General features: G+C 63.1%; 22 protein-coding genes. 12 read left to right on the top strand and 10 right to left on the bottom strand.

Annotation, left to right across the window (positions count from 1 at the left end; genetic code table 11):
* Positions 1 to 48: 48 nt before the first annotated feature.
* The 3 genes from C2134_RS11935 to C2134_RS11925 all read left to right on the top strand — a co-directional run bounded on the left by C2134_RS11935 (position 49) and on the right by C2134_RS11925 (position 2,465).
* Positions 49 to 1,275: an argininosuccinate synthase gene (locus C2134_RS11935; RefSeq protein WP_103320322.1), complete on the top strand. Its 1,227-nt coding sequence runs from the start codon at positions 49 to 51 to the stop codon at positions 1,273 to 1,275.
* A gap of 70 nt (positions 1,276 to 1,345) precedes the next feature.
* Entirely contained in the window at positions 1,346 to 2,257 is a 912-nt protein-coding gene (locus C2134_RS11930; RefSeq protein WP_103320320.1) for a DMT family transporter, read from the top strand.
* Positions 2,258 to 2,261: 4 nt separating this feature from the next.
* The gene (locus tag C2134_RS11925; RefSeq protein ID WP_103320319.1) at positions 2,262 to 2,465 is read left to right on the top strand and encodes a DUF2788 domain-containing protein; all 204 of its coding nucleotides are present in this window, start codon (positions 2,262 to 2,264) and stop codon (positions 2,463 to 2,465) included.
* Between the two features lie 53 nt (positions 2,466 to 2,518).
* Here the strand turns inward: C2134_RS11925 and C2134_RS11920 are convergent, their stop codons facing one another.
* Together C2134_RS11920 and C2134_RS11915 are read right to left on the bottom strand one after the other, a co-directional pair.
* On the bottom strand, positions 2,519 to 3,028 hold the full coding sequence (locus C2134_RS11920) for a DUF1993 domain-containing protein (RefSeq protein WP_103320317.1): 510 nt from the start codon (positions 3,026 to 3,028) through the stop codon (positions 2,519 to 2,521).
* Positions 3,029 to 3,067: 39 nt separating this feature from the next.
* The gene (locus C2134_RS11915) at positions 3,068 to 3,703 is read right to left on the bottom strand and encodes a LysE family translocator (RefSeq protein ID WP_103320315.1); all 636 of its coding nucleotides are present in this window, start codon (positions 3,701 to 3,703) and stop codon (positions 3,068 to 3,070) included.
* A 134-nt stretch (positions 3,704 to 3,837) separates the two neighbouring features.
* On the opposite strand from C2134_RS11915, the gene C2134_RS11910 reads away from it, so the two are divergent.
* The gene (locus tag C2134_RS11910; RefSeq protein ID WP_103320314.1) at positions 3,838 to 4,338 is read left to right on the top strand and encodes a YajQ family cyclic di-GMP-binding protein; all 501 of its coding nucleotides are present in this window, start codon (positions 3,838 to 3,840) and stop codon (positions 4,336 to 4,338) included.
* A 68-nt stretch (positions 4,339 to 4,406) separates the two neighbouring features.
* On the opposite strand, the gene dapA is transcribed toward C2134_RS11910, so the two are convergent.
* The 3 genes from dapA to C2134_RS11895 all read right to left on the bottom strand — a co-directional run bounded on the left by dapA (position 4,407) and on the right by C2134_RS11895 (position 6,706).
* Positions 4,407 to 5,309, bottom strand: a complete 903-nt coding sequence (gene dapA, locus C2134_RS11905; RefSeq protein ID WP_103320312.1) for a 4-hydroxy-tetrahydrodipicolinate synthase — start codon at positions 5,307 to 5,309, stop codon at positions 4,407 to 4,409.
* 75 nt (positions 5,310 to 5,384) lie between these two features.
* The gene (locus C2134_RS11900) at positions 5,385 to 5,771 is read right to left on the bottom strand and encodes a lysozyme inhibitor LprI family protein (RefSeq protein WP_103320311.1); all 387 of its coding nucleotides are present in this window, start codon (positions 5,769 to 5,771) and stop codon (positions 5,385 to 5,387) included.
* 68 nt (positions 5,772 to 5,839) lie between these two features.
* Positions 5,840 to 6,706: a DMT family transporter gene (locus C2134_RS11895; protein ID WP_103320309.1), complete on the bottom strand. Its 867-nt coding sequence runs from the start codon at positions 6,704 to 6,706 to the stop codon at positions 5,840 to 5,842.
* Between the two features lie 211 nt (positions 6,707 to 6,917).
* On the opposite strand from C2134_RS11895, the gene C2134_RS11890 reads away from it, so the two are divergent.
* Together C2134_RS11890 and C2134_RS11885 are read left to right on the top strand one after the other, a co-directional pair.
* A complete protein-coding gene (locus C2134_RS11890; RefSeq protein WP_158248756.1) occupies positions 6,918 to 8,000 on the top strand; it encodes a glycoside hydrolase family 99-like domain-containing protein in 1,083 nt (360 codons plus the stop codon).
* A 149-nt stretch (positions 8,001 to 8,149) separates the two neighbouring features.
* Entirely contained in the window at positions 8,150 to 9,223 is a 1,074-nt protein-coding gene (locus C2134_RS11885) for an NAD(P)-dependent alcohol dehydrogenase (RefSeq protein ID WP_103320330.1), read from the top strand.
* Positions 9,224 to 9,418: 195 nt separating this feature from the next.
* On the opposite strand, the gene C2134_RS11880 is transcribed toward C2134_RS11885, so the two are convergent.
* The 5 genes from C2134_RS11880 to prpB form a co-directional block, all read right to left on the bottom strand.
* Complete coding sequence (locus C2134_RS11880; RefSeq protein WP_103320305.1) at positions 9,419 to 9,766, bottom strand: cupin domain-containing protein; 348 nt, start codon at positions 9,764 to 9,766, stop codon at positions 9,419 to 9,421.
* Positions 9,767 to 10,079: 313 nt separating this feature from the next.
* Positions 10,080 to 11,270 carry a 2-methylaconitate cis-trans isomerase PrpF gene (prpF, locus tag C2134_RS11875; protein WP_103320303.1) on the bottom strand — a complete coding sequence of 397 codons (1,191 nt, stop codon included), beginning with the start codon at positions 11,268 to 11,270 and terminating at the stop codon, positions 10,080 to 10,082.
* A 24-nt stretch (positions 11,271 to 11,294) separates the two neighbouring features.
* Positions 11,295 to 13,898 (bottom strand): Fe/S-dependent 2-methylisocitrate dehydratase AcnD, encoded by a 2,604-nt coding sequence (gene acnD, locus C2134_RS11870; RefSeq protein ID WP_103320301.1) that lies wholly within the window; start codon positions 13,896 to 13,898, stop codon positions 11,295 to 11,297.
* A gap of 124 nt (positions 13,899 to 14,022) precedes the next feature.
* Complete coding sequence (prpC, locus tag C2134_RS11865) at positions 14,023 to 15,171, bottom strand: bifunctional 2-methylcitrate synthase/citrate synthase (protein WP_103320300.1); 1,149 nt, start codon at positions 15,169 to 15,171, stop codon at positions 14,023 to 14,025.
* A 50-nt stretch (positions 15,172 to 15,221) separates the two neighbouring features.
* Complete coding sequence (gene prpB / locus C2134_RS11860; RefSeq protein WP_103320298.1) at positions 15,222 to 16,100, bottom strand: methylisocitrate lyase; 879 nt, start codon at positions 16,098 to 16,100, stop codon at positions 15,222 to 15,224.
* Between the two features lie 244 nt (positions 16,101 to 16,344).
* Between prpB and rpoE the strand changes: the two genes are divergently transcribed.
* From rpoE to lepA, 6 genes are all read left to right on the top strand, one after another.
* Entirely contained in the window at positions 16,345 to 16,944 is a 600-nt protein-coding gene (rpoE, locus tag C2134_RS11855; protein ID WP_043626269.1) for an RNA polymerase sigma factor RpoE, read from the top strand.
* Between the two features lie 2 nt (positions 16,945 to 16,946).
* Positions 16,947 to 17,426: a sigma-E factor negative regulatory protein gene (locus tag C2134_RS11850; RefSeq protein ID WP_103320296.1), complete on the top strand. Its 480-nt coding sequence runs from the start codon at positions 16,947 to 16,949 to the stop codon at positions 17,424 to 17,426.
* A complete protein-coding gene (locus tag C2134_RS11845) occupies positions 17,426 to 18,391 on the top strand; it encodes a MucB/RseB C-terminal domain-containing protein (RefSeq protein WP_103320294.1) in 966 nt (321 codons plus the stop codon). Before C2134_RS11850 ends, C2134_RS11845 begins: the two co-directional genes overlap by 1 nt.
* A 206-nt stretch (positions 18,392 to 18,597) precedes the next feature.
* Positions 18,598 to 20,010, top strand: a complete 1,413-nt coding sequence (locus C2134_RS11840; protein ID WP_103320293.1) for a DegQ family serine endoprotease — start codon at positions 18,598 to 18,600, stop codon at positions 20,008 to 20,010.
* A complete protein-coding gene (locus C2134_RS11835; RefSeq protein ID WP_043626260.1) occupies positions 20,007 to 20,246 on the top strand; it encodes a glutaredoxin family protein in 240 nt (79 codons plus the stop codon). Before C2134_RS11840 ends, C2134_RS11835 begins: the two co-directional genes overlap by 4 nt.
* Before the next feature lie 158 nt (positions 20,247 to 20,404).
* A partial coding sequence (lepA, locus tag C2134_RS11830) for a translation elongation factor 4 (RefSeq protein ID WP_103320291.1) occupies positions 20,405 to 21,867 on the top strand: 1,463 nt, incomplete at its 3' end.

Raw genomic sequence — 21,867 nt, 5'->3', positions numbered from 1 at the left:
AGTCCTCCCTTCGGCGCATAGGCAAACAATTTAGTGGAAAGAGAAGCAATGTCTGACATCAAAAAAGTGGTTTTGGCGTACTCCGGCGGTTTGGATACCTCGGTGATCCTCAAGTGGCTGCAAGACGAGTACCAGTGCGAAGTGGTGACCTTCACCGCCGATATCGGCCAGGGCGAAGAAGTGGAGCCGGCGCGGCAAAAGGCGGTGTCGCTGGGCATCAAGCCGGAGAACATCTTCATTGCGGATCTGCGCGAGGAATTCGTCCGCGACTTCGTGTTCCCGATGTTCCGCGCCAATACCATTTACGAAGGCGAATACCTGCTGGGCACCTCGATTGCCCGCCCGCTGATCGCCAAGCGCCAGATCGAGATCGCCAACCAGGTCGGCGCGGACGCCGTCTCGCACGGCGCCACCGGCAAGGGCAACGACCAGGTGCGCTTCGAGCTGGGCTATTACGCGCTGAAACCGGATGTGAAGGTGATCGCGCCGTGGCGCGAGTGGGATTTGCTGTCGCGCGAAAAGCTGCTGGCCTATGCCGAAACCCACGGCATCGACATCAGCAAGAAGAAGAACGGCGGCAGCCCGTATTCCATGGATGCCAACCTGCTGCATATCTCGTATGAAGGTACGGTGCTGGAAGACCCGGCGCGCGAGCCGGAAGAAGACATGTGGCTGTGGTCGGTCAGCCCGGAAAACGCGCCGGACCAGCCGGAGTATGTGGAGCTGGAATACCTGCAGGGCGACATCGTCGCCGTCAACGGCAAGGCGCTGAGCCCGGCAGCGGTGCTGACCGAGCTGAACCGCCTGGGCAACAAGCACGGCATCGGCCGCCTGGACATCGTGGAGAACCGCTATGTCGGCATGAAGTCGCGCGGCTGCTACGAAACCCCTGGCGGCACCATCATGCTGAAAGCGCACCGCGCCATCGAATCCATCACCCTGGACCGCGAAGTGGCCCACCTGAAGGACGAACTGATGCCGAAGTACGCGCAGCTGATCTACACCGGCTACTGGTGGAGCCCGGAGCGCGCCATGCTGCAGCAGATGATAGACGCCTCGCAGGCCACGGTGAACGGCTGGGTGCGGCTGAAGCTGTACAAGGGCAATGTGATCGTCGTCGGCCGCGAATCCAAGACCGACTCGCTGTTCGATCCGACCATCGCCACTTTCGACGAAGACGGCGGCGCCTACAATCATGCCGACGCGGCCGGCTTCATCCGCCTGAACGCGCTGCGCATGCGCATTGCCGCCAATGCGCGGAGCAAGCGTAGCTGATACAATCCGATTTATATCTTTGACATGGCGGCCTGAGGCCGCCATTTGTTTTGCATGTCATGGAGGACTCATGCGCGCGAATCAGTGGATACCCTGGGTATTCGTGCTGCTGTGGAGCACCGGTTTTACCGGCGCCAAGCTCGGCCTGCCGTATTGCGGGCCGTTCACCTTCCTGGCCATCCGCATGGCGCTGACCTTGCTGTGCTTTGCAGGCCTGGTGGCGGCGCTGCGCCCGTCTTGGCCAACCGCGCCGCAAATGAGGCGGCAGTGGGTCAGCGGCGGATTGCTGCATGGCGGTTATCTGGGTTGCCTGTTCGCCGCGATCAAGCTGGGTGTGCCGGCCGGGCTGGCGGCGCTGGTCATGGGCTTGCAGCCCTTGCTGACGGCTGTGCTGTCTTGGTGGCTGGGCGAACAGCGTTTCCGCGCGGTGCAGTGGCTGGGTTTGGCGTTGGGACTGGCCGGAACGGCCCTGGTGATCGCCGGCAGCAAGGGGCTGGCGCTAAGTGGCAATCCTGGCATTGCGTTTGTCGCCGCCGGCCTGCTGATGATCACCTTCGGTACGCTGTACCAGAAGCGCAGGGGGCAGGGCGTCCATCCTTTGACGGGCACCTTCCATCAGTATCTGTCGGCATTTTGCGTGACCGGCCTGCTGGCGCTGTCGTTTGAGCGCGGCGACAAAGTGGTATGGAGCGGAGAGTTCATTTTCGCGCTGGGGTGGAGCGTGCTGATGCTGTCGGTGCTGGCCGTATTGCTGCTGATGCGGATGCTGCGCGATGGCGATGTCAGCCGGGTGGCGGCCTATCTGTATCTGGTGCCCGGATTGACCGCGCTGCAGGCCTGGTGGCTGTTTGGCGAACGCTTGAGCGCGCTGGCGCTGGGCGGTATGGTTATGGCTGCGGCAGGCGTGGCTTTGGTGCTGCGCGGCGGCAATTCTTCTTCATTGAACAGGCCGGGTCGACAGACTGGCGCCGGCAAGGGATGACAAGGTGTCCGAAGAGCAATTCACCGATATTTCGATGGCGGTCTGTCTGACTGGCTTGATTCTGTTCATGGGCTTCATCATCTGGGACCTGGGCAAGAAATCCAAGGCAGGCAAGCTGGGCATGTTCGTGCTGTTTCTGGCGCTCGGCTTCGGCGTGACCGGCTTTATCTTCAAGACCGTGCTGGTGGAATTCTTGCTGAAGAAATAGCCAGACGGCGCGGCGGTTTTTGCCGTCGCGCCGTTCGTCTGCCTTGTGCTTAATTATTGCACCTGGCCCAGATAGTCCATCTTGCCCAGCGGCACGCCGTTATGGCGCAGGATGGCGTAGGCTGCCGTGATGTGGAAATAGAAATTGGGCAGCGCAAAGCCACACAGATAGTCCTGGCCCTGGAAGCGCAGCTCGTTGCCGCGCACTTTGAGCGTCACTTCGCGGCTTTCGCTGCCGTCCAGCTGCGCCTGGGGAATGCGCTCAATAAAGGCGCGGGTCTGGGCCAGACGCTGCTGCAGCTCGTCAAAGCTTTTTTCCTCGTCGGCGTAGCTCGGCACCTCAATGCCGGCCAGCCGGGCAGCGCAGCCCTTGGCAGTGTCGCTGACAATCTGCACCTGCCGCAACAGCGGGAACATGTCCGGCGCCAGCCGCGCCTGCAAAAACACTTCAGGCGCGATGTTGCGCGCGGCGGCGTCCTGCTCCGCCTTGCGCAGGATGGCGGACAGATTGTCCAGTCCGCGCAACAGCACGGGGATGGAGGCTTGGTACACGTTGAACGTCATGCTTGGCTCCTAGTGTCGCCGACGACAGGTCGGCACTGATCAGCGCGCCAGAATCAGGCGCAGTCCCAAAGCGATGAAAATGCTGCCCGCGATGCGATCCAGCCATTGGCTCGCCTTGCGGCTTCTGGCCAGCCACTGGCCGACATGGCCGGAAAAATAACCCAGCGCGCCAAAGATGACGGCGCCCTGCAGCGTGAACAGGGTGCCGAGGATGGCGGTCTGCAGGCTGGCCGGACCCTGCGCCGGGTTGACGAATTGCGGCAGGAAGGCGAGGAAGAACAGCACCACCTTGGGGTTGATGGCATTGGCGATCAGGCCGCGGCGAAAGGTGGCGGCCAACGAGCTTTGCGGGCCGGTTGCCTGGCCATCGGCGCGGAAGCTGGCGCCGGGGCTGCGGATGGCGCCCCAGCCCAGATAAACTAGATAAGCCCCGCCGGCGATTTTCAGCGCGGTGAAAGCCAGCGGCGACGCGGCGATTAGCGCGCTGATGCCCAGCGCCGCCAGCAGCGTGTGATTCAGGCAACCGAGGGCGCAGCCGAGTCCGAAGGCCATGCCTTGGCGGCGGCCGCGCGAAATGCCCTGGCTCAGAACCATCAGGTTGTCCGGGCCGGGCGAGAGGGTGATCAGCATGGCGGCGGCCAGGAAGGCGGCCAGTTGCGGTAGGGTCACGAGCATGTCTTGTCTTTGGTCATGATGGGCTTGAATCCGCCATCACACCACGCAGCGGGGCGGTTTGGCAATGCCCGGCGCGGGTGACAAGCCGACGGCGCGCTACTAGAATTCTGCTGGTTCCATATGAGGATAGTTTTATGCCGTCTTTTGATGTCGTTTCCGAAGTAAACAAGGTGGAAGTGCGCAACGCGCTGGATCAGGCCAACAAGGAAGTCTCCACCCGATACGATTTCAAGGGCAGCGATGCCCGCATCGAATTCAACGACAAGGAAGTGACGCTGTACGCGGACACCGAATTCCAGCTGGACCAGGTCAACGACATCCTGGTGAACAAGCTGTCCAAGCGCGCCGTCGACGTGCGCAGCCTGGACTACGGCAAGCTGGAAAAGGTATCCGGCAACAAGGTCAAGAAAGTGCTGAAGATCAAGGAAGGCCTGGACAGCGATCTGGCGAAGAAAATCGTCAAGCTGCTGAAGGACTCCAAGATGAAAGTGCAGGCCAGCATCCAAGGCGAGGCGGTGCGGGTGTCCGGCGCCAAGCGCGACGTGCTGCAGGAGGCCATCGCGCTGCTGAAGAAGGATATCGCCAACGACCTGGAAAACGGCGCGCCGCTGCAGTTCAACAACTTCCGCGATTAAGCCCTGGGCGGTACGAGTGCGAAGAAAAAGGAGACCGAGAGGTCTCCTTTTTGCTTGATTGGCGCGGCTTAGCGCTGCATCGCTCGCCAGGCCTGCAGTTCATGCCATACCTGGGCGGCGTGTTCTTCGACGCCGGCTGGCGCGGGCGGCAGCGGCAAGCGGCATTCTCCCACCGCCAGGCCTTGGCTGCGCAGCATGGCCTTGACCGACATCGAGAACACCGAGTCCTCGGTATTGGCGAAGGCGAAAGAGGGCTGCAGCGCGGCGTTGATGGCGCGGGCGCGGGCCACCTCGCCTTGCTCGAAGGCAGCGATCATGGCGGCGAACTCCGGGCCGGTCCAGTGGCTGGAAGTGCCGACCACGCCGACGGCGCCGACGGCCAGCAGCGGCAGCGTCAGCGCGTCGTCGCCGGAGTAGAGCTCAAAATGATCGCCGGCTTCGGCCACCAAGCGGGCCGCGGCGGCCGGGTCGCCGGTGGCGTCCTTGAAGGCGACGATATTGTCCACCTCGCGGAACAGGCGGATCAGCACGTCGTGGCCGATGCGGCGGCCGGTGCGGCAGGGCACGTCGTACAGCATCACCGGCAAGCGGGTGGCGGCGGCCAGCGCGCGGAAGTGCGCTTCGATGCCGGCTTGCGGCGGCCGGTTGTAATACGGGGAAACCAAAAACACGCCGGCGGCGCCGGCGGCTTCCGCCTTGGCCGTCATTTCCAGCGCGTGGCGGGTGTCGTTGCTGCCGGTGCCTGCCAGCACCGGGATGGTCACGGTTTCGCTGACGGCGCGGATCAGGTCGAAGCGCTCGGCCTCGGAGAGCGTGGGGGCCTCGCCGGTGGTGGCGGCCAGCACCAGGCCGTCGCTGCCGTTGTCGGCCAGGTGGCGCGCCAACTGGCATGCCATGTCCAGATTCAAGCGCCCCGTCGCGTCAAACGGCGTGACCATCGCGGTCAGCACCCGTCCCCAGTATCTTGCCATGTCAGCCCCTTTTTGTTTTGTCTGAAGATAGGCGGAAATGATACTCCTCGGGCGCGTGGCCGCAAACCCGAGGGCTTACCAGAGGGCGGGGTCCAGTTCCTTGATGCGCTGTTCGGTGCGCTCGATCTTGCAACCCAGAAAGACAGCATTGCGTATGGTGCCGGCTATGTAGATCTGGTACTTGGCGTCGCAGTCCGCGTCGCGGAAGGTTATCCATTTGCGCTGGGCCTGCGCCAGCAGGGAGGAGGGCTTGTCCTTGTCCGCCGCCACGCCGTTATCGTTCTGGCGCAGCTTTTGCAGCAATTCCTGATAACGCAGGTTCAACCGCTTGTCCGCGCCTTCAAACTGCTTTTGCATGCAGTCGTTGATCTCCAGCGTCGTCATGGCGTTTTTGCAGCTGTCGTCCGCGGCCAGCGCGACGTGGCTGGCCGCGAGCAGTGTCAGAAAGAGGGCGGGCTTCATGGCAGTTCTCCTGGAGTGGGAGCGGCGATTATAGCCCGCGGGTCGAAGCGGCGAGCCCGGCCTATGGCTCAGGCGCGGCGCGGCAGACTCCAGGGCAGACGCAGCCGCTCCGCCGGCAACGTGCCCAGCGCCGCGCCGCCCACGATCATGGCGATGGCGATGGCGGCGCTGCCGTTGAGCGCAGCCTGGCCGGATGCCACCAGCAGCAGCGTGGACAGCAGCGGGGTGGTGTTGCCTAGCGCGCCGGTCTGGCGCGGGTCTCCCAGTTGCATGGCGCGGTTCCAGCACAGGAAGGCGGCGCCCATGGGCAGCAAGCCCAGCACCGCGATGATCAGCCATTGCATGGCGGTGGGGTGGGCGGCCGGTTCGGTGGCGAAATGCAGGCCCAGGGCCAGCATGCCGGAGGCCAGGCAGAAACCGCCGACGGCGTTGTCGGAACTGGCCGGCAGGCGGCGGGTGAACAGGCTGTAAGTGGCCCATACCACGGCGGCGCCCAGCGCCATCAGATAGCCGGGCAGGGCATCCATAGACAGGGACAACTTGCCGCCGGTGACGATCAGCGCCGCGCCGGCAAAGCCGATCAGGCTGCCCAGAATGTGATTGGCGCCGAGGCGGGTGTTTGGCAGCAGCAGCGGCGACAGCAGCACCATCAGCAGCGGCCAGACGTAGCTGAGCACGGTGGCTTCCATCACCGGCGCCAGGCGGTAGGCGTTAAATAGGAAAAAGTAAAAACCGAAGATGCCGTACACGCCGTTGGCGAACACTTTAAGCGGCACTTTCCATTCTCCGGCGCGGCGCACGGTCAGCAAGCTGCCCAGGATCAGGCCCACGCCGGCGACGAAGAAGGGCGGCAAGCTGTGGGTGAGCGCGCTGAGCGTGGCCACGGAAGCCCACATGGCGATGGCGGCAAACGCGTAGAGCATCGGCTTGTTCATGATTGTCATCCAGCGAAATTATTTTATGTGGAGATATTTTACGCGGAACGACATCATGTAAACCAGTTGTTACATCAAACCGACAACATTTCCGTTCTCGGGGCCATAACAGCAATCATTGACGATGTGCTGGTTGCGTTTGCCAAATAATGAAATATGAATTTCACCTGATCCGGCGCCCATGTCCACGCGACTTTTGAGGAGTGTATTTGTGTTCAAAGCCATCCATCGTCATGGCCGCCATGTTTTGGCGGCGTTGTTGTTCGCCGTGTGCGCTGGGCAGGCCGCAGCCGGCCCCTATCAGTTGGGTGTGTATTACTTTCCCGGGTGGCGCGACAACACGCCGGGCTCGCCCTCCATGCATCCCTGGGACCCGATCAAACCGTATCCGGAGCGCAAGCCGCTGCTCGGCTGGTATCACGAAGGCGACGACGCGGTGATGCGGCAGCAGCTGGACTGGATGGCGGCTTACGGCATCACCTTTGTGGCTTTTGACTGGTATATGGGGCCGCCGGGCAACACGGTGTATCTGGATCATGCGCTGCAAGCCTATCTGCGCGCGCGGGAGCGCAGCAATGTGAAGTTTTCGCTGCTGTGGGCCAATCACAGCAAGTTTCCGGCCAGTTTGAGCGACTGGGATGGCATGATCCGCTACTGGGAAGCCAACTACTTTTCCCGTCCGGAATTCTTGAAAATGGATGGGCATCCTGTGGTCTTCGTGTTCTCCGCCGATATGCTGGAGAGCCAAGTCAAGACCTTCGGGCAGACCAGCCAGGCGCTGCTGGCGCGAGCGCAGTCCATCGTCGCAGAGGCCGGCGGCGCCAGCATCCAGTTTGTCGCCGGCACCGGCGCCACCACGCCGTTCATCTCCAGCACGGCCAAGGCGGATGGCTATGGCGCCTTCTCCACCTACAACTATCAGCAGGGACCGGCCGACCCCCACCCATTCTACAGCTATGCCGAGCTGGATCAGGGCTACCGGGCACACTGGCAGGGGTTCGCGCAGAAGGGCAACTTGCCGCTGATCGTGCCCACCACCTCAGGGTGGGACAAGCAGCCATGGGGCGGCACGACCGGCTATCCGCAGCACGACCATTCCGAGAGCACGCCGGAGCAGTTCCGCCAGCACCTGCAGGCTGCCAAGGCGCTGATGGATGGCGGGCCGTGGCAGGCTCACAAGTACGCCGTGATTTGCTGCTGGAACGAGTACGGCGAAGGCTCGTTCATCGAGCCGACCGAGATGGGCGGCTTCCAGTATCTGCAGCAGGTCAAAGCCGTGTTTGGCGGCAATTAGGGCCGAAGCCACTGGCTGCTTGACCTGTGTCAGGGACTGGCCATTCGATCTGGCGGCGCGCTTGCGGCCGGCGAATAGGTCTACTGTATTGAAGCATGGGTTGCGGCGCCATCCTGCGCCGCAATCGCCAACAATGCGGGAGACAGGCCATGAGCAGCATGAAGGCAACGGTATTCGTCGCGCCAGGCAGGATAGAACTGCGGGAAAAAACGATTCCGGCGGTTGGCCCCGGCGATGCCTTGGTGAAAATCACCACCACCACCATTTGCGGCACCGATGTGCACATTCTGAAAGGCGAGTATCCGGTGGCATCCGGCTTGACCATAGGCCATGAGCCAGTGGGCGTGATCGAGAAGCTGGGCGCCAACGTCAAAGGTTATCGAGAAGGACAGCGGGTGATCGCGGGGGCGATCTGCCCCAGCTTCACCTCCTATGGCTGCCAGGACGGCCATCCGGCGCAGGACGGTGGTTGCGAATGCCATGGCTACAAGCCCATGGGCGGCTGGCGCTTCGGCAACACCATAGACGGCACCCAGGCCGAGTACGTGCTGGTGCCGGACGCCCAGGCGAATCTGGCGCCGATCCCGGACGGGCTCAGCGACGAGCAGGTGCTGATGTGTCCCGACATCATGTCCACCGGTTTTGCCGGTGCGGAGGCGGCTAATATCCGGATCGGCGACATCGTGGTGGTGTTCGCGCAGGGGCCGATAGGCTTGTGCGCGGTGGCTGGCGCGCGTTTGCGCGGCGCGTCTTGCATCATCGCGGTGGATGGCCTGGATGAGCGGCTGGGCATATCGCGCCGGCTAGGCGCGGATGTGGCGCTGAATTTCCATCAGGTGGATGTGATTGCGGAAATCATGAAGCTGACCGGCGGCCGCGGCGTGGATGCGTCGATCGAAGCCTTGGGCACCCAGGGTACGTTCGAGTCGGCGCTGCGCGTGCTCAAGCCGGGCGGCACGCTGTCCAGCCTGGGGGTCTATTCCACCGATCTGAAGATTCCGCTGGACGCGTTCAATGCCGGCCTGGGTGACAAGCGCATCGTGTCCTCGCTGTGCCCCGGCGGCAAGGAGCGCATGCGGCGGCTGTTGAATGTGCTGGAAAGCCAGCGGCTGGATCTGTCGCCGCTGGTCACGCACCGCTACGAGCTGGACCAGATCGTCGAAGCCTACGACTTGTTCTCCCATCAGCGAGATGGCGTGTTGAAGGTGGCGATCAAGCCGTAATGACAGGCCTCAGGGGCTGTTGATGTTTGCTGCATGGATCGCGTTTGCGTTCCGCCAAACCCTCCGGGCCAGGCGCCTTTCGCACCGACTCTTCGTTGTTCCGCGCTGGCAGAGAATGACTATGCGGCGCGCGAAACGCCTCGATTCGTCGCAAAATGCGCGCCGGCGCGACCGCACAGCAAACATCAACAGCCCCTAGGCCGGCTCTTGCTCCAGCAGCTCCACGCCATCGGTCTCCGACAGGGTCAGATACACGGTGGCCTGCAGCGCTTCCACCGCGTGCGGGACATTGGCGTCGATGAACAGGTGGTCGCCCTTGTTCAGCACATGCTCGCCCACCTTCAGCTTGCCGGCGGTTACGAACACTTGTTCCGTGCCTGGGTGCTGGTGCAAGGGCAGCTTCGCCCCTTTGGCCAGCTTCAGCAACGCCGATCCGCCTCCGTCTGGGTTTCTGCGCAGCCAGACGAAATCTGCGCCGGGATAGGGGGTGGGGCTCCAGTGCCAGTCGGATGAAGACGTCAGGATGGGGGCGGTATTGTCCATGGGCTTGGTTTTCCGGGTGATGACAGGGCGGGCATGACGCGTCGGCGGGCCGGATGGTGCCGGGATGCGCACGGCTCGCGTGAATGCCTGACGGCATTATCTCATGGATGGCGCCAGAAATTGTCAGCGGCAGGCCGGGCGGACAGGGGAAAGAGAAAAAGGGATGCCTTGGCATCCCTTTTTGCGGTGGCGTGTGTTTAGCGTCGCGAACAAAACCTCATGAGAGAACCTGAGCCAAGGCGCGCCGACGCAGGCAGTACAAGTCGCACGGCAAGTAGGCGCAACGCAGGATCCGGGGTTTTGTTCGCGGTTCTTATACCGTGTCCGCGGGCACGCGAACCCAGCCCTCCATCAAGATGCGGGCGCTACGGCTCATGATGGCCTTGGTCACGGTCCATTCTCCGTTTACCAATTTGGCTTCCGCCCCCACTCGCAGGGTACCGGACGGGTGGCCGAAACGGACAGCCTGGCGTTTGCAACCGCCTGCGGCCAGATTCACCAGGGTGCCGGGCACGGCGGCGGCGGTGCCGATGGCCACGGCAGCGGTGCCCATCATCGCGTGGTGCAGCTTGCCCATGGACATGGCGCGCGCCAGCACGTCGATGTCCGTGGCTTTGACCCGCTTGCCGCTGGATGCGGTGTAGTCTGCCGGCGGCGCCACGAAGGCGATCTTGGGCGTGTGCTGGCGGCTGGCGATCTGGTCCAGGTTCTGGATCAGCCCCATCTTCAGGGCGCCGTAGGCGCGTATGGTTTCAAAACGCGTCAGCGCGGCGGGGTCGGCATTGATGGCATCTTGCAATTCCGTGCCGGTGTAGCCGATGTCGGCCGCGTTGACGAAGATGGTGGGGATGCCGGCATTGATCAGCGTGGCCGGGAAGTTGCCCACGCCTGGCACGTCCAGTTGGTCCACCAGCTTGCCGGTGGGGAACATGGCTCCGCCTTCGCCTTCCCCCTCGTCGGCGGGGTCGAGAAATTCCAGCTGCACCTCGGCGGCGGGGAAGGTTACGCCATCGAGTTCAAAGTTGCCGGTTTCCTGCACCTGGCCGCGGGTGATCGGCACATGCGCGATGATGGTCTTGCCGATATTGGCCTGCCAGATGCGCACGCTGCAGAAGCCGTTGTCAGGGATGCGCGCCGGGTCGATCAGGCCGCTGGCGATGGCGAACGGCCCGACCGCGGCGGACAGGTTGCCGCAGTTGCCGGTCCAGTCGACAAAGGCTTGATCGATGCTGACCTGGCCGAACAGATAATCGACATCGTGATCTTTCCGTGTCGACTTGGATACGATGACGGTTTTGCTGGTGCTGGACGTGGCGCCGCCCATGCCGTCTATCTGCTTGCCGTACGGGTCCGGGCTGCCGATGACGCGCAGCAGCAGCCGGTCGCGCGCCGCGCCGGGCTGGCGGGCCGCCTCCGGCAGGTCTTGCAGCCGGAAGAATACGCCCTTGCTGGTGCCGCCGCGCATATAGGTGGCGGGGATGCGGATTTGTTTGGAGTCAGTCATGTATTTATCCTGTTGTATCCGCTGTCAGACGCGCGCCGCTTCCAGAAAATCCTGAGCAAAGCGCTGCAGCACGCCGCCGGCCTCGTAAATCGACACTTCTTCCGCCGTATCCAGCCTACAGGTCACGGCCACCTGCGTGGTTTCGCCGTTTTTGCGATGGATGAGCAGCGTCAGGTCGGCGCGCGGCTGGCGCTGGCCGACCACATCGTAGGTTTCGGTGCCGTCCAGGCCCAGCGTTTTGCGGTTGACGCCGGGTTTGAACTCCAGCGGCAGGACGCCCATTCCAATCAAGTTAGTCCGGTGGATGCGCTCGAAACCCTCGGCGACGATGGCTTCGACGCCTGCCAGGCGCACGCCCTTGGCCGCCCAGTCGCGAGAACTGCCCTGGCCGTAGTCGGCCCCGGCGATGATGATCAGGGGCTGCTTGCGTTCCATATAGGTTTCGATGGCCTCCCACATCCGCATGACTTTGCCTTCCGGTTCCACCCGGGCCAGCGAGCCTTTCTTCACCTCGCCTTCCACCACCGCCATTTCGTTGACCAGTTGCGGGTTGGCGAAGGTGGCGCGCTGCGCCGTCAGGTGGTCGCCGCGGTGGGTGGCGTAGGAGTTGAAGTCTTCTTCCGGCAGGCCCATCTTGGCCAGGTATTCGCCGGCGGCCGAGCTTGCCAGGATGGCGTTGGATGGCGACAGGTGGTCGGTGGTGATATTGTCCGGCAGCAGCGCCAGCGGGCGCATGCCCTTGAGCGTGCGCGCGCCGGCCAGCGCGCCTTCCCAGTACGGCGGGCGGCGGATGTACGTGCTTTGCGGCCGCCAGGCGTACAGCGGGCTGACCTTCTCGCCGCTGTCCTGGCGGATGGCGAACATCGGCTCGTAGACCTGGCGGAACTGTTCCGGTTTGACAGCCTGCTTCAGCACGGCGTCGATTTCGGCATCGGACGGCCAGATGTCCTTCAGACGGATTTCCTTGCCCTCTGCCACGCCCAATACGTCTTTTTCGATGTCGAAGCGGATGGTGCCGGCGATGGCGTAGGCAATCACCAGCGGCGGCGAGGCGAGGAAGGCCTGCTTGGCGTAGGGGTGGATGCGGCCGTCGAAGTTGCGGTTGCCGGACAGCACCGCCGTGGCGTACAGATCGCGGTCAATGATTTCCTGCTGGATTTTCGGGTCCAGCGCGCCGGACATGCCATTGCAGGTGGTGCAGGCGAAGGCGACGATGCCAAAGCCGAGCTTTTCCAGTTCGGACAGCAGGCCGGCTTCCTTCAGATACAGTTCCACGGCCTTGGAGCCGGGCGCGAGCGAAGACTTGACCCACGGCTTGCGCACCAGGCCCAGCCTGTTGGCGTTGCGCGCCAACAGGCCGGCGGCGATCACGTTGCGCGGGTTGCTGGTGTTGGTGCAACTGGTGATGGCGGCGATGATGACCGCGCCGTCCGGCAGCAGGCCCTGGGCTTCCTGCGCGCGAGCCTCGGCCAGGTTGCCGGCGATGCCGCGTTCGGCCAGGTCGGCTACCGGCAGCCGTTTGTGCGGATTCGATGGGCCGGCCAGGGTGCGGGTGACGGTTGAGAGATCAAACTTCAGCACACGCTCGTATTCGGCGGTTTTGAGACTGTCCGCCCACAAGCCGGCGGTCTTGGCGTAGGTTTCCACCAGCTTCACCTGCTCGTCGCTGCGGCCGGTCAGTTTCAGGTAATCGATCGTCTGCTGGTCGATGAAGAACAGCGCGGCAGTGGCGCCGTACTCCGGCGCCATATTGGAAATGGTGGCGCGGTCGCCCAGCGTCAGCGCGGCCGCGCCCTCGCCGTAAAACTCCAGATACGCGCCGACGACTTTTTGTTGGCGCAGGAATTCGGTCAGCGCCAGTACTACGTCCGTGGCGGTGATGCCGGGGCCGGGTTTGCCGCTCAGCTCCACGCCGATGATGTCCGGCAGCCGCATCCAGGAGGCGCGGCCCAGCATCACGTTCTCGGCTTCCAGGCCGCCGACGCCGACGGCGATCACACCCAGCGCGTCCACGTGCGGGGTGTGGCTGTCGGTGCCGACGCAGGTGTCCGGGTAGGCGACGCCGTGGTCGTTGTGGATCACCGGGCTCATCTTCTCCAGATTGATCTGGTGCATGATGCCATTGCCGGCCGGAATCACGTCGACATTGTCGAAGGCGGTCTTGGTCCACTCGATGAAGTGGAAACGGTCCTCGTTGCGGCGGTCTTCGATGTCGCGGTTCTTCTGGAACGCGTCTGGGTCGAAGCCACCGCACTCCACCGCCAGCGAGTGGTCGACGATCAACTGCACCGGCACCACCGGATTGACCTGGGCTGGGTCGCCGCCTTGGTCGGCGATGGCGTCGCGCAGGCCGGCCAAGTCCACCAGCGCGGTCTGGCCGAGGATGTCATGGCAAACCACGCGCGCGGGGAACCAGGGGAAGTCGCGCTCGCGCTTGCGATAGACGATTTGTTCCAGGCATTCGGTCAGCATGGCCGGATCGCAGCGGCGGACCAGGTTCTCTGCGTGGATGCGGCCGGTGTAGGGCAGCGTGTCCCAGGCGCCGGGCTGGATGGCTTCCACGGCGGCGCGGGCGTCGAAATAGTCTAGCCCGGTGCCGGGCAGGGCGGTGCGGTAGGCGGTGTTCATTAAAATCCCACAAGTAAATCCAGTTGGCCACGAAACCCACGAAATCCACAAAAGCCCTGCGTCTTCACAGCCTAGGTATTTGGAAATGCGTCTTCGTCTTTCAGTGGGTCTCGTGGCGAGAAGCTCAGCGTTTTTCCAGCGGAATGAAAACCTGATCCTCCGGCCCGATGTAATTGGCCGACGGGCGGATGATCTTGCCGTCCTGGCGCTGCTCAATCACGTGGGCTGCCCAGCCGCTGGTGCGGGAGATCACGAACAGCGGGGTGAACATGGCGGTGGGCACGCCCATCGCGTGGTAGCTGACGGCCGAGAACCAGTCCAGATTCGGGAACATCTTCTTGACGTCCCACATCACGCTTTCCAGGCGCTCGGCGATATCGAACATCTTCATGTCGCTGTTGCTCTTGGACAGCTGGCGCGCCACTTCCTTGATGACCTTGTTGCGCGGGTCGGAAATCGTATAAACGGGGTGGCCGAAGCCGATCACCACTTCTTTCTTCTCGACGCGGGCGCGGATGTCGGCTTCCGCCTCGTCCGGATTCTCATAGCGCTGCTGGATTTCAAACGCCACTTCGTTGGCACCGCCGTGTTTGGGGCCGCGCAGCGCGCCGATAGCGCCGGTGATGGCGCTGTACATGTCGGAGCCGGTGCCGGCGATGACGCGGGCGGTGAAGGTGGAGGCGTTGAATTCGTGTTCGGCGTAGAGGTTCAGCGAGGTGTGCATCGCGCGCACCCACTCGTAGGACGGCTTGACGCCGTGCAGCAGGTGCAGGAAGTGGCCGCCTATGCTGTCGTCGTCGGTTTCCACCTCGATGCGCTTGCCGTTGTGGCTGTAGTGATACCAGTAGAGCAGGATGGAGCCGAAAGAGGCCATCAGGCGGTCGGCGATGTCTCGCGCGCCGGCCAGGTTGTGGTCATCCTGCTCCGGCAGCGCGCAACCCAGCGCCGAGGCGCCGCTGCGCATCACATCCATCGGATGGGCGCTGGCCGGCAGCGCTTCCAGCACGGCCTTGACCGAGGCGGGCAGGCCGCGCAGCGATTTCAGCTTCTTCTTGTAGCCGGTCAGTTCCGCCTTGTTCGGCAGCTTGCCGTGCACCAGCAGGTAGGCCACTTCCTCGAATTCGCAATGGCCGGCGATGTCCAGGATGTCATAGCCGCGATAGTGCAGGTCGTTGCCGCTGCGGCCTACGGTGCACAGCGCGGTGTTGCCGGCGGCCACGCCGGACAGCGCCACGGATTTTTTCGGTTTGCCGGTTAGTACCACTTCAGTCATGCCACTTCTCCTTTGTCAGACTTGGGGCGTTGCCGTTGCTTTGCGTGTTTTTATTGCTTGCCGGCGGCGAATAGCTGGTCCAGTTTCTTTTCGTATTCGTGGTAACCCAGGTGGTCGTACAGCTGCATCCGGGTTTGCATCTTGTCCAGCACGGTCTGTTGCGTGCCGTCGCGGCGGATCGCGCCGTATACTTCCAGCGCGGCCTGGCTCATGGCGCGGAAGGCCGATAGCGGGTACAGCACCAGGCCGACGCCATTGGCGGCCAGTTCGTCCGTGGTGTACAACGGGGTGGCGCCAAACTCGGTGATGTTGGCCAGCACCGGCACTTTCACCGCTTCGGCGAAGCGCTTGTACATGGCCAGATCGGTCATCGCCTCCGGGAAGATCATGTCGGCGCCGGCTTCCACGCAGGCGACGGCGCGTTCGATGGCGGCGTCCAAACCCTCCACCGCCAGGGCGTCGGTGCGGGCCATGATGACGAAGCTGTCGTCGCGGCGGGCGTCGGTGGCGGCCTTGATGCGGTCCACCATCTCATCCTGCGGCACGATCGCCTTATTGGGGCGGTGGCCGCAGCGCTTTTGCAGAACCTGATCTTCAATGTGAACGGCCGCCACGCCGGCTTTCTCCAGGCTGCGCACCGCGCGGGCGATGTTGAAGGCGCCGCCCCAGCCGGTGTCGATGTCGACCAATAACGGCAGGTCGGTGACGTCGGTGATGCGGCGAGCGTCGATCAGCACGTCTTCCAGCGTGGTGATGCCAAGGTCCGGAATGCCGCACGATGCCGCGGCGACGCCGCCGCCGGACAGGTATAAGGCCTTGAAACCTGAGTGTTCGGCCAAACGTGCAGCATAGGCGTTGATTGCGCCCACCACTTGCAACGGTTTTTCGGTGGCCACGGCCTGGCGGAAACGCTGCCCGGGAGTGCTCATTGGATGCTCCTGACGGTGGATATGGGTTAGCTGCCTGTCATTCAAGCAAGTGCTTGGTTGGAGTGTAAAGGCTCTAGAAAATACTGGCAATAGTTGACATTTGGATGTTCAAGTTTTGCCGCGGGGATGATATGTTTCGCATCGTCCTCGATATTGGGAACTCAAGGCGAAGCCTGTGGTCTAGATCACAGTCCACGTAACGACCACATAGAACAGTGGGCAAACCAGGGAGCATAACAACGACATGAGTGATCGGGATATCGATCAACAGTTGGTGGAACGTGCCCAGCGAGGTGAAAAAAGAGCTTTCGATCTGCTTGTTGCCAAGTATCAGCGACGTCTCGCCAGGCTGTTGTCGCGGTTTATCCGCGACGGTTCGGACATCGAGGATGTGACGCAGGAAGCTTTTATCAAAGCGTATCGTGCTTTGCCGTCTTTCCGAGGTGAGAGCGCGTTTTACACGTGGCTGTACAGGATAGGCATCAATACGGCCAAGAATTTCCTCAGCGCCAACGGGCGGCGCCCGGTGGTGAACAGCGAGATCGAGGACGAGGACGGCGAGAGCTTCGACATGGCGTCGCAGATCCCGGACATGAACACGCCCGAAACCGAGCTGATGAACAAGGAAATTCTGGCAACGGTCAATGCCGCCGTGGAAGCCTTGCCGGAGGAGTTGCGTACCGCCATTACCCTCAGGGAAATGGAGGGGCTGTCCTACGACGAGATCGCTACGGTGATGGATTGTCCGATAGGCACTGTGCGTTCGCGGATTTTCCGCGCTCGCGAGGCGATTGCTGCTGAACTGCGGCCTCTGCTGGATACGGCCAAGAACAGAAGGTGGTAAGTATGAAAGAAACGATTTCCGCGCTGATTGACGGCGAACTGGACGAGCCCCTGGTCAATAAGGCCATTGCCTCGATCGCCGACGACAAAGACCTGGATGCGGCCTGGGAACAATATCATCTGATCGGCGATGCGATGCGCGCCAATCGGCTGGCCTCGCTCGACGTGCGCGCCAAGGTGGCCGAGCGTCTGGCGGCGGAGCCGACCGTGCTGGCCCCGCGCCGCTGGATGCGGCCGCAGCGCGCCAGAACGGCGGGCGCCGTGGCGCTGGCCGCCAGCGTCAGCTTCGCCGCGGTGGTGGGCTGGCAGCAGCTCAGCCATCGTCAGGCCGCGCCATCCGTGATCGCCGATCGCGGCGTGCCGGTGCAGATGGCGCAGCCGGCTCAGCTGGAGCAGGATGACCCGTACGTGCTGGCTCACCAGGAAGTGACCGCGGATCAAGGTGTGATGCGCGTATCTTACGGAAACGGAGTTCGCCACTGATGCGTGTCGTACCCCTGATTGGTGTGTTGATGTTCGGGGCCGCCTGTGCGGCCCACGCCGAGGATGACATGCAGCTGTTGCGCAAGGTTGGCAATGCCAGCCGGCAGCAGGCTTTGGACGGCACCTATCTGCATCAGATGAATGGCATGCTGGAAACCTTCCGCCTGGTGCGCCAGGGGCAGGGGGACAATGTCCGCGAGAAGCGTACTTCGCTGGACGGTCCGCCGCGCGAGGTGGTGAGGAACGGTGGCGAGCTGACTTGCTACGCGCAGGACAAGCGCGCGCTGATGGCCTGCAAGATCAGCGCGATGCGGCTGTTCCCGGCCTTGCTGCCTGACGATGTCGACGATATTGCCCGCTCCTATGTGCTCAAGCGCACCGGCACGGATAGGGTGGCGCAGCGAGACTGCCAGTGGCTGGATCTTCAGCCGCGCGATCCGCAACGCTACACCATGCGCATGTGCGTCGAGCCGACCACCTATCTGCCCTTGAAGATGATCACCCTGTCGCCGCGCGGCGACTCGGTGGAGCAATTCACCTTCACCGAGATAGAGCTGGCCGGCGTCAAGGACAAGCGGGCCTACCGCGCCAAGCTGCCGCAGAAGTTCCTGCTGCGTTCGTCCAAGGCGCCGACGGGCGCGGATCCGTCGATTTCGCAAAATGAAATCACCGGTTTGCCGCAGGGCTTCCGCTTGTTGCGCTCGGCGGAACGGGTGTTGCCTGGCACGGGAGCCAAGCCGGTGCGTCATCTGGTGCTGTCCGACGGGCTGGTGATGCTGTCGGTGTTCGTCGAGCCGCCGCCGCCGGAAAACGCGCGGATGGAGCGGGTGGGCAATCTGCACGGCGCAATCAATATGGCCACCAGCTATCAGGGCGATATGCAGCTGACGGCGGTGGGCGATATGCCGCAAACGGCGATGATGGCGCTGCTCAAGGGTATGCATCTCAATGCCAAGAGCGAGTGAGCCGGGCAAGATGATTGGGATTGGCCACTTTTCCGCTCGCGGCGGGAGAGTGGCCCGCAGTGACCGGCGTGGTTGTTCTTCCGCGTCGATGAGAATAGAGGAGGGGTGATGCCGGCCGCCAGGCTTGTATTTCCTGTCTGTTCGTTTCAATAGCCGGCGCTCGCCGGCGTATTCAATCCACAACACAGCAAAAAGATGGAGCGCACATGTCGATCAAAAAGCTGATCGTTTCCGCCATGCTGGCGGCATCGGTGCTGACTGCCGCGGTTCCCGTCGCCATGGCGGCGGATCTGCCGGATTTCAGCGCCATTGTTGAAACCGAAGGCAAGGCCGTGGTCAATATCAGCACCACGTCCACGGTCAAGGAAGTGTCGTCCGGCTTGCCGGAGGGCATGGAGGGCGACCCGTTCTTCGAGTTCTTCCGCCGTTTCGCGCCGCCGCGCATGCAGGAACGCCAGGAAAGCTCGCTCGGCTCCGGCTTCATCATCTCCGCTGACGGTTACGTGCTGACCAATGCCCATGTGGTGGCGCGCGCCGACAAGATCACCGTCAAACTGACCGACAAGCGCGAATTCCAGGCCAAGGTCATCGGCTCCGATGCCCGTTCCGACGTGGCCTTGCTGAAGATCGAAGCCGCCAACCTGCCGGTGGCCCGCCTCGGGAATGCCAAGGATGTGAAGGTGGGACAGTGGGTGCTGGCCATCGGCTCGCCGTTCGGCTTTGAAAACACCGCCACATCGGGCATCGTTTCCGGCAAGAACCGCATGCTGCCGGACGAGAGCGCGGTGCAGTTCATCCAGACCGACGCCGCGGTCAATCCCGGCAACTCCGGCGGCCCGCTGTTCAACATGAAGGGCGAGGTGATCGGCGTCAATTCGCAGATCTATAGCCGTTCCGGCGGCTTCATGGGCATCTCTTTCGCCATTCCGATCGATACCGCGATGAATGTGGCGGATCAGCTGAAGGCAAAGGGCAAGGTGACCCGCAGCCGCATCGGCGTGGTGATTCAGGAGCTGAGCAAGGAGTTGGCGGCCTCGTTTGGCCTGGCCAAGCCCAGCGGCGCGCTGATCAATGCGCTGGATCCGAAAGGCCCGGCGCAGAAAGCGGGGCTGAAGGCTGGCGACATCATCGTCAAGGTCAATGGCCAGGAAGTGAATTCCGGCGGCGATCTGCAGCGCCTGATCAGCGATATGCCGCCTGGCAAGCCGCTGGCGCTGGATATCTGGCGCAACCGCGCGCCGGCGAGCGTGCGCGTGGTGCCGGAGGAGTTGAAGGAGGAGGACTCCCGCATCGCCCAGCGCGAATACCGCAAGCCTGGCGCGCAGGGTGAGCAGAGCTTGGCGCAGATCGGCCTGCGACTGCAGGAATTGACGCCGATGCAGCTGAAGCAGGCCGGCATCGACTATGGCCTGCTGGTGCGCGCGGCCAACGGCGTGGCGATGCGCGCCGGCATTCAGCCTGGCGACGTCATCGTCGGCGTCGGCAGCGAGCCGCTGCAGAGCTTCGCCCAGCTGAAGAAGGCGCTGGAGCAAGTGAAGAAGGGCGGCACCGTGGCATTGCAGGTGATGCGCCAGGGGCAGGTGCAGTTTGTGCCGCTGACTGTGGGCGACGCGCAGTGAAGCTGACGCTTTACTTCCGCGAATACTGCAGCCTGTGCCATCAGATGCTGGCGGAGCTTGCGCCCTGGCGCGAGCGCCACGGCTTTGAGCTGGAAGTGCTGGATGTCGATGCCGATCCGGCGCTGGAGGCCCGCTTCAATGAGCTGGTGCCGGTGCTGATGGATGGCGAGACCGAAATCTGCCACTGGCATCTCGATGCGACGAAGTTGGCTGCACACTTGGGCGAAATCGGCTAAAATCCGCGCCAGTGTGAGTCAAACCGGGGGCGCGCAGGACGCGCCCCCGCTTGCTGATCGGCTTCCGGCAGCCGTCGGACCCGAGCGGGTCCCCCGGAAGGGCCATCCGTCAGCAGCCCCGGGCACGCTTGCGTGCCCTTCTCTTTTGCTGGAAACCGATGAAGAACATCCGAAATTTTTCGATCATTGCCCATATCGACCATGGTAAGTCCACCCTGGCCGACCGTTTCATTCAATTCTGCGGCGGCCTTGAGCTGCGCGAAATGAGCGCCCAGGTGCTCGACTCGATGGATATCGAGAAGGAACGCGGCATCACCATCAAGGCGCAGACTGCCGCCTTGCAGTACAAGGCCCGCAATGGCGAGGTCTACCATCTGAACCTGATCGACACCCCGGGACACGTGGACTTCAGCTATGAAGTGTCGCGCTCGCTGTCCGCCTGCGAAGGCGCGCTCTTGGTGGTGGACGCCTCGCAGGGCGTGGAAGCCCAGACCGTGGCCAACTGCTACACCGCCATCGAACTGGGCGTGGAAGTGGTGCCGGTGCTGAACAAGATCGACTTGCCGGCCGCCGACCCCGAACGCATCTCCCAGGAGATCGAGGACATCATCGGCATTGAAGCCGTAGACGCGGTGCGCGCCTCGGCCAAGTCCGGCATCGGCATCGAGGACATCCTGGAAGAGGTGGTCAACAAGATCCCGCCGCCGCAGGGCAATCCGGACGGCCCGCTGAAGGCGCTGATCGTCGACTCCTGGTTCGACAACTACGTCGGCGTGGTGATGCTGGTGCGGGTCATCGACGGCTCGCTGAAACCCAAGGACAAGATCAAGTTCATGGCCACCGGCGCCGAGCATCTGTGCGAGCAGGTGGGCGTGTTCACGCCGAAGTCGGTGCAGCGCCCCAGCCTGAGCGCGGGCGAGGTCGGCTTTGTCATCGCCGGCATCAAGGAGCTGAAATCGGCCAAGGTGGGCGATACCATCACCCTGGTGAGCAATCCGGCCACCGAGGCGCTGCCGGGCTTCAAGGACGTGCAGTCCCAAGTGTTCGCCGGCCTGTATCCGGTGGAAAGCCACGATTACGAAGCGCTGCGCGACGCGCTGGAAAAACTGCAGCTGAACGACGCCTCGCTGAAGTACGAGCCGGAAGTGTCGCAGGCGCTGGGCTTCGGCTTCCGCTGCGGCTTCCTTGGCCTCTTGCATCTGGAAATCGTGCAGGAGCGGCTGGAGCGCGAGTTCGACATGGACTTGATCACCACCGCCCCCACGGTGAATTACGAAGTGGTGATGAAGGACGGCACGGTGGAAGTGGTGTCCAACCCGTCGCGCATGCCGGAAGCCGGCAAGTACGACGAGTTGCGCGAACCTATCATCACCTCCACCATCCTGGTGCCGCAGGATTATGTCGGCGCGGTGATGACCCTGTGCAACCAGAAGCGCGGGGTGCAGCGCAATATGCAGTACATGGGCCGCCAGGTGATGCTGACCTACGACCTGCCGATGAACGAAGTGGTGATGGACTTCTTCGACAAGCTGAAGTCCACCAGCCGCGGCTACGCCTCGCTGGACTACGAGTTCAAGGAATTCCAGAGCGCCGATCTGGTCAAGCTGGACGTGCTGGTCAA

Source organism: Chromobacterium sinusclupearum (assembly GCF_002902845.1).
Lineage (GTDB): Bacteria > Pseudomonadota > Gammaproteobacteria > Burkholderiales > Chromobacteriaceae > Chromobacterium > Chromobacterium sinusclupearum.
This window is presented reverse-complemented; position numbering and strand designations above follow the sequence as displayed.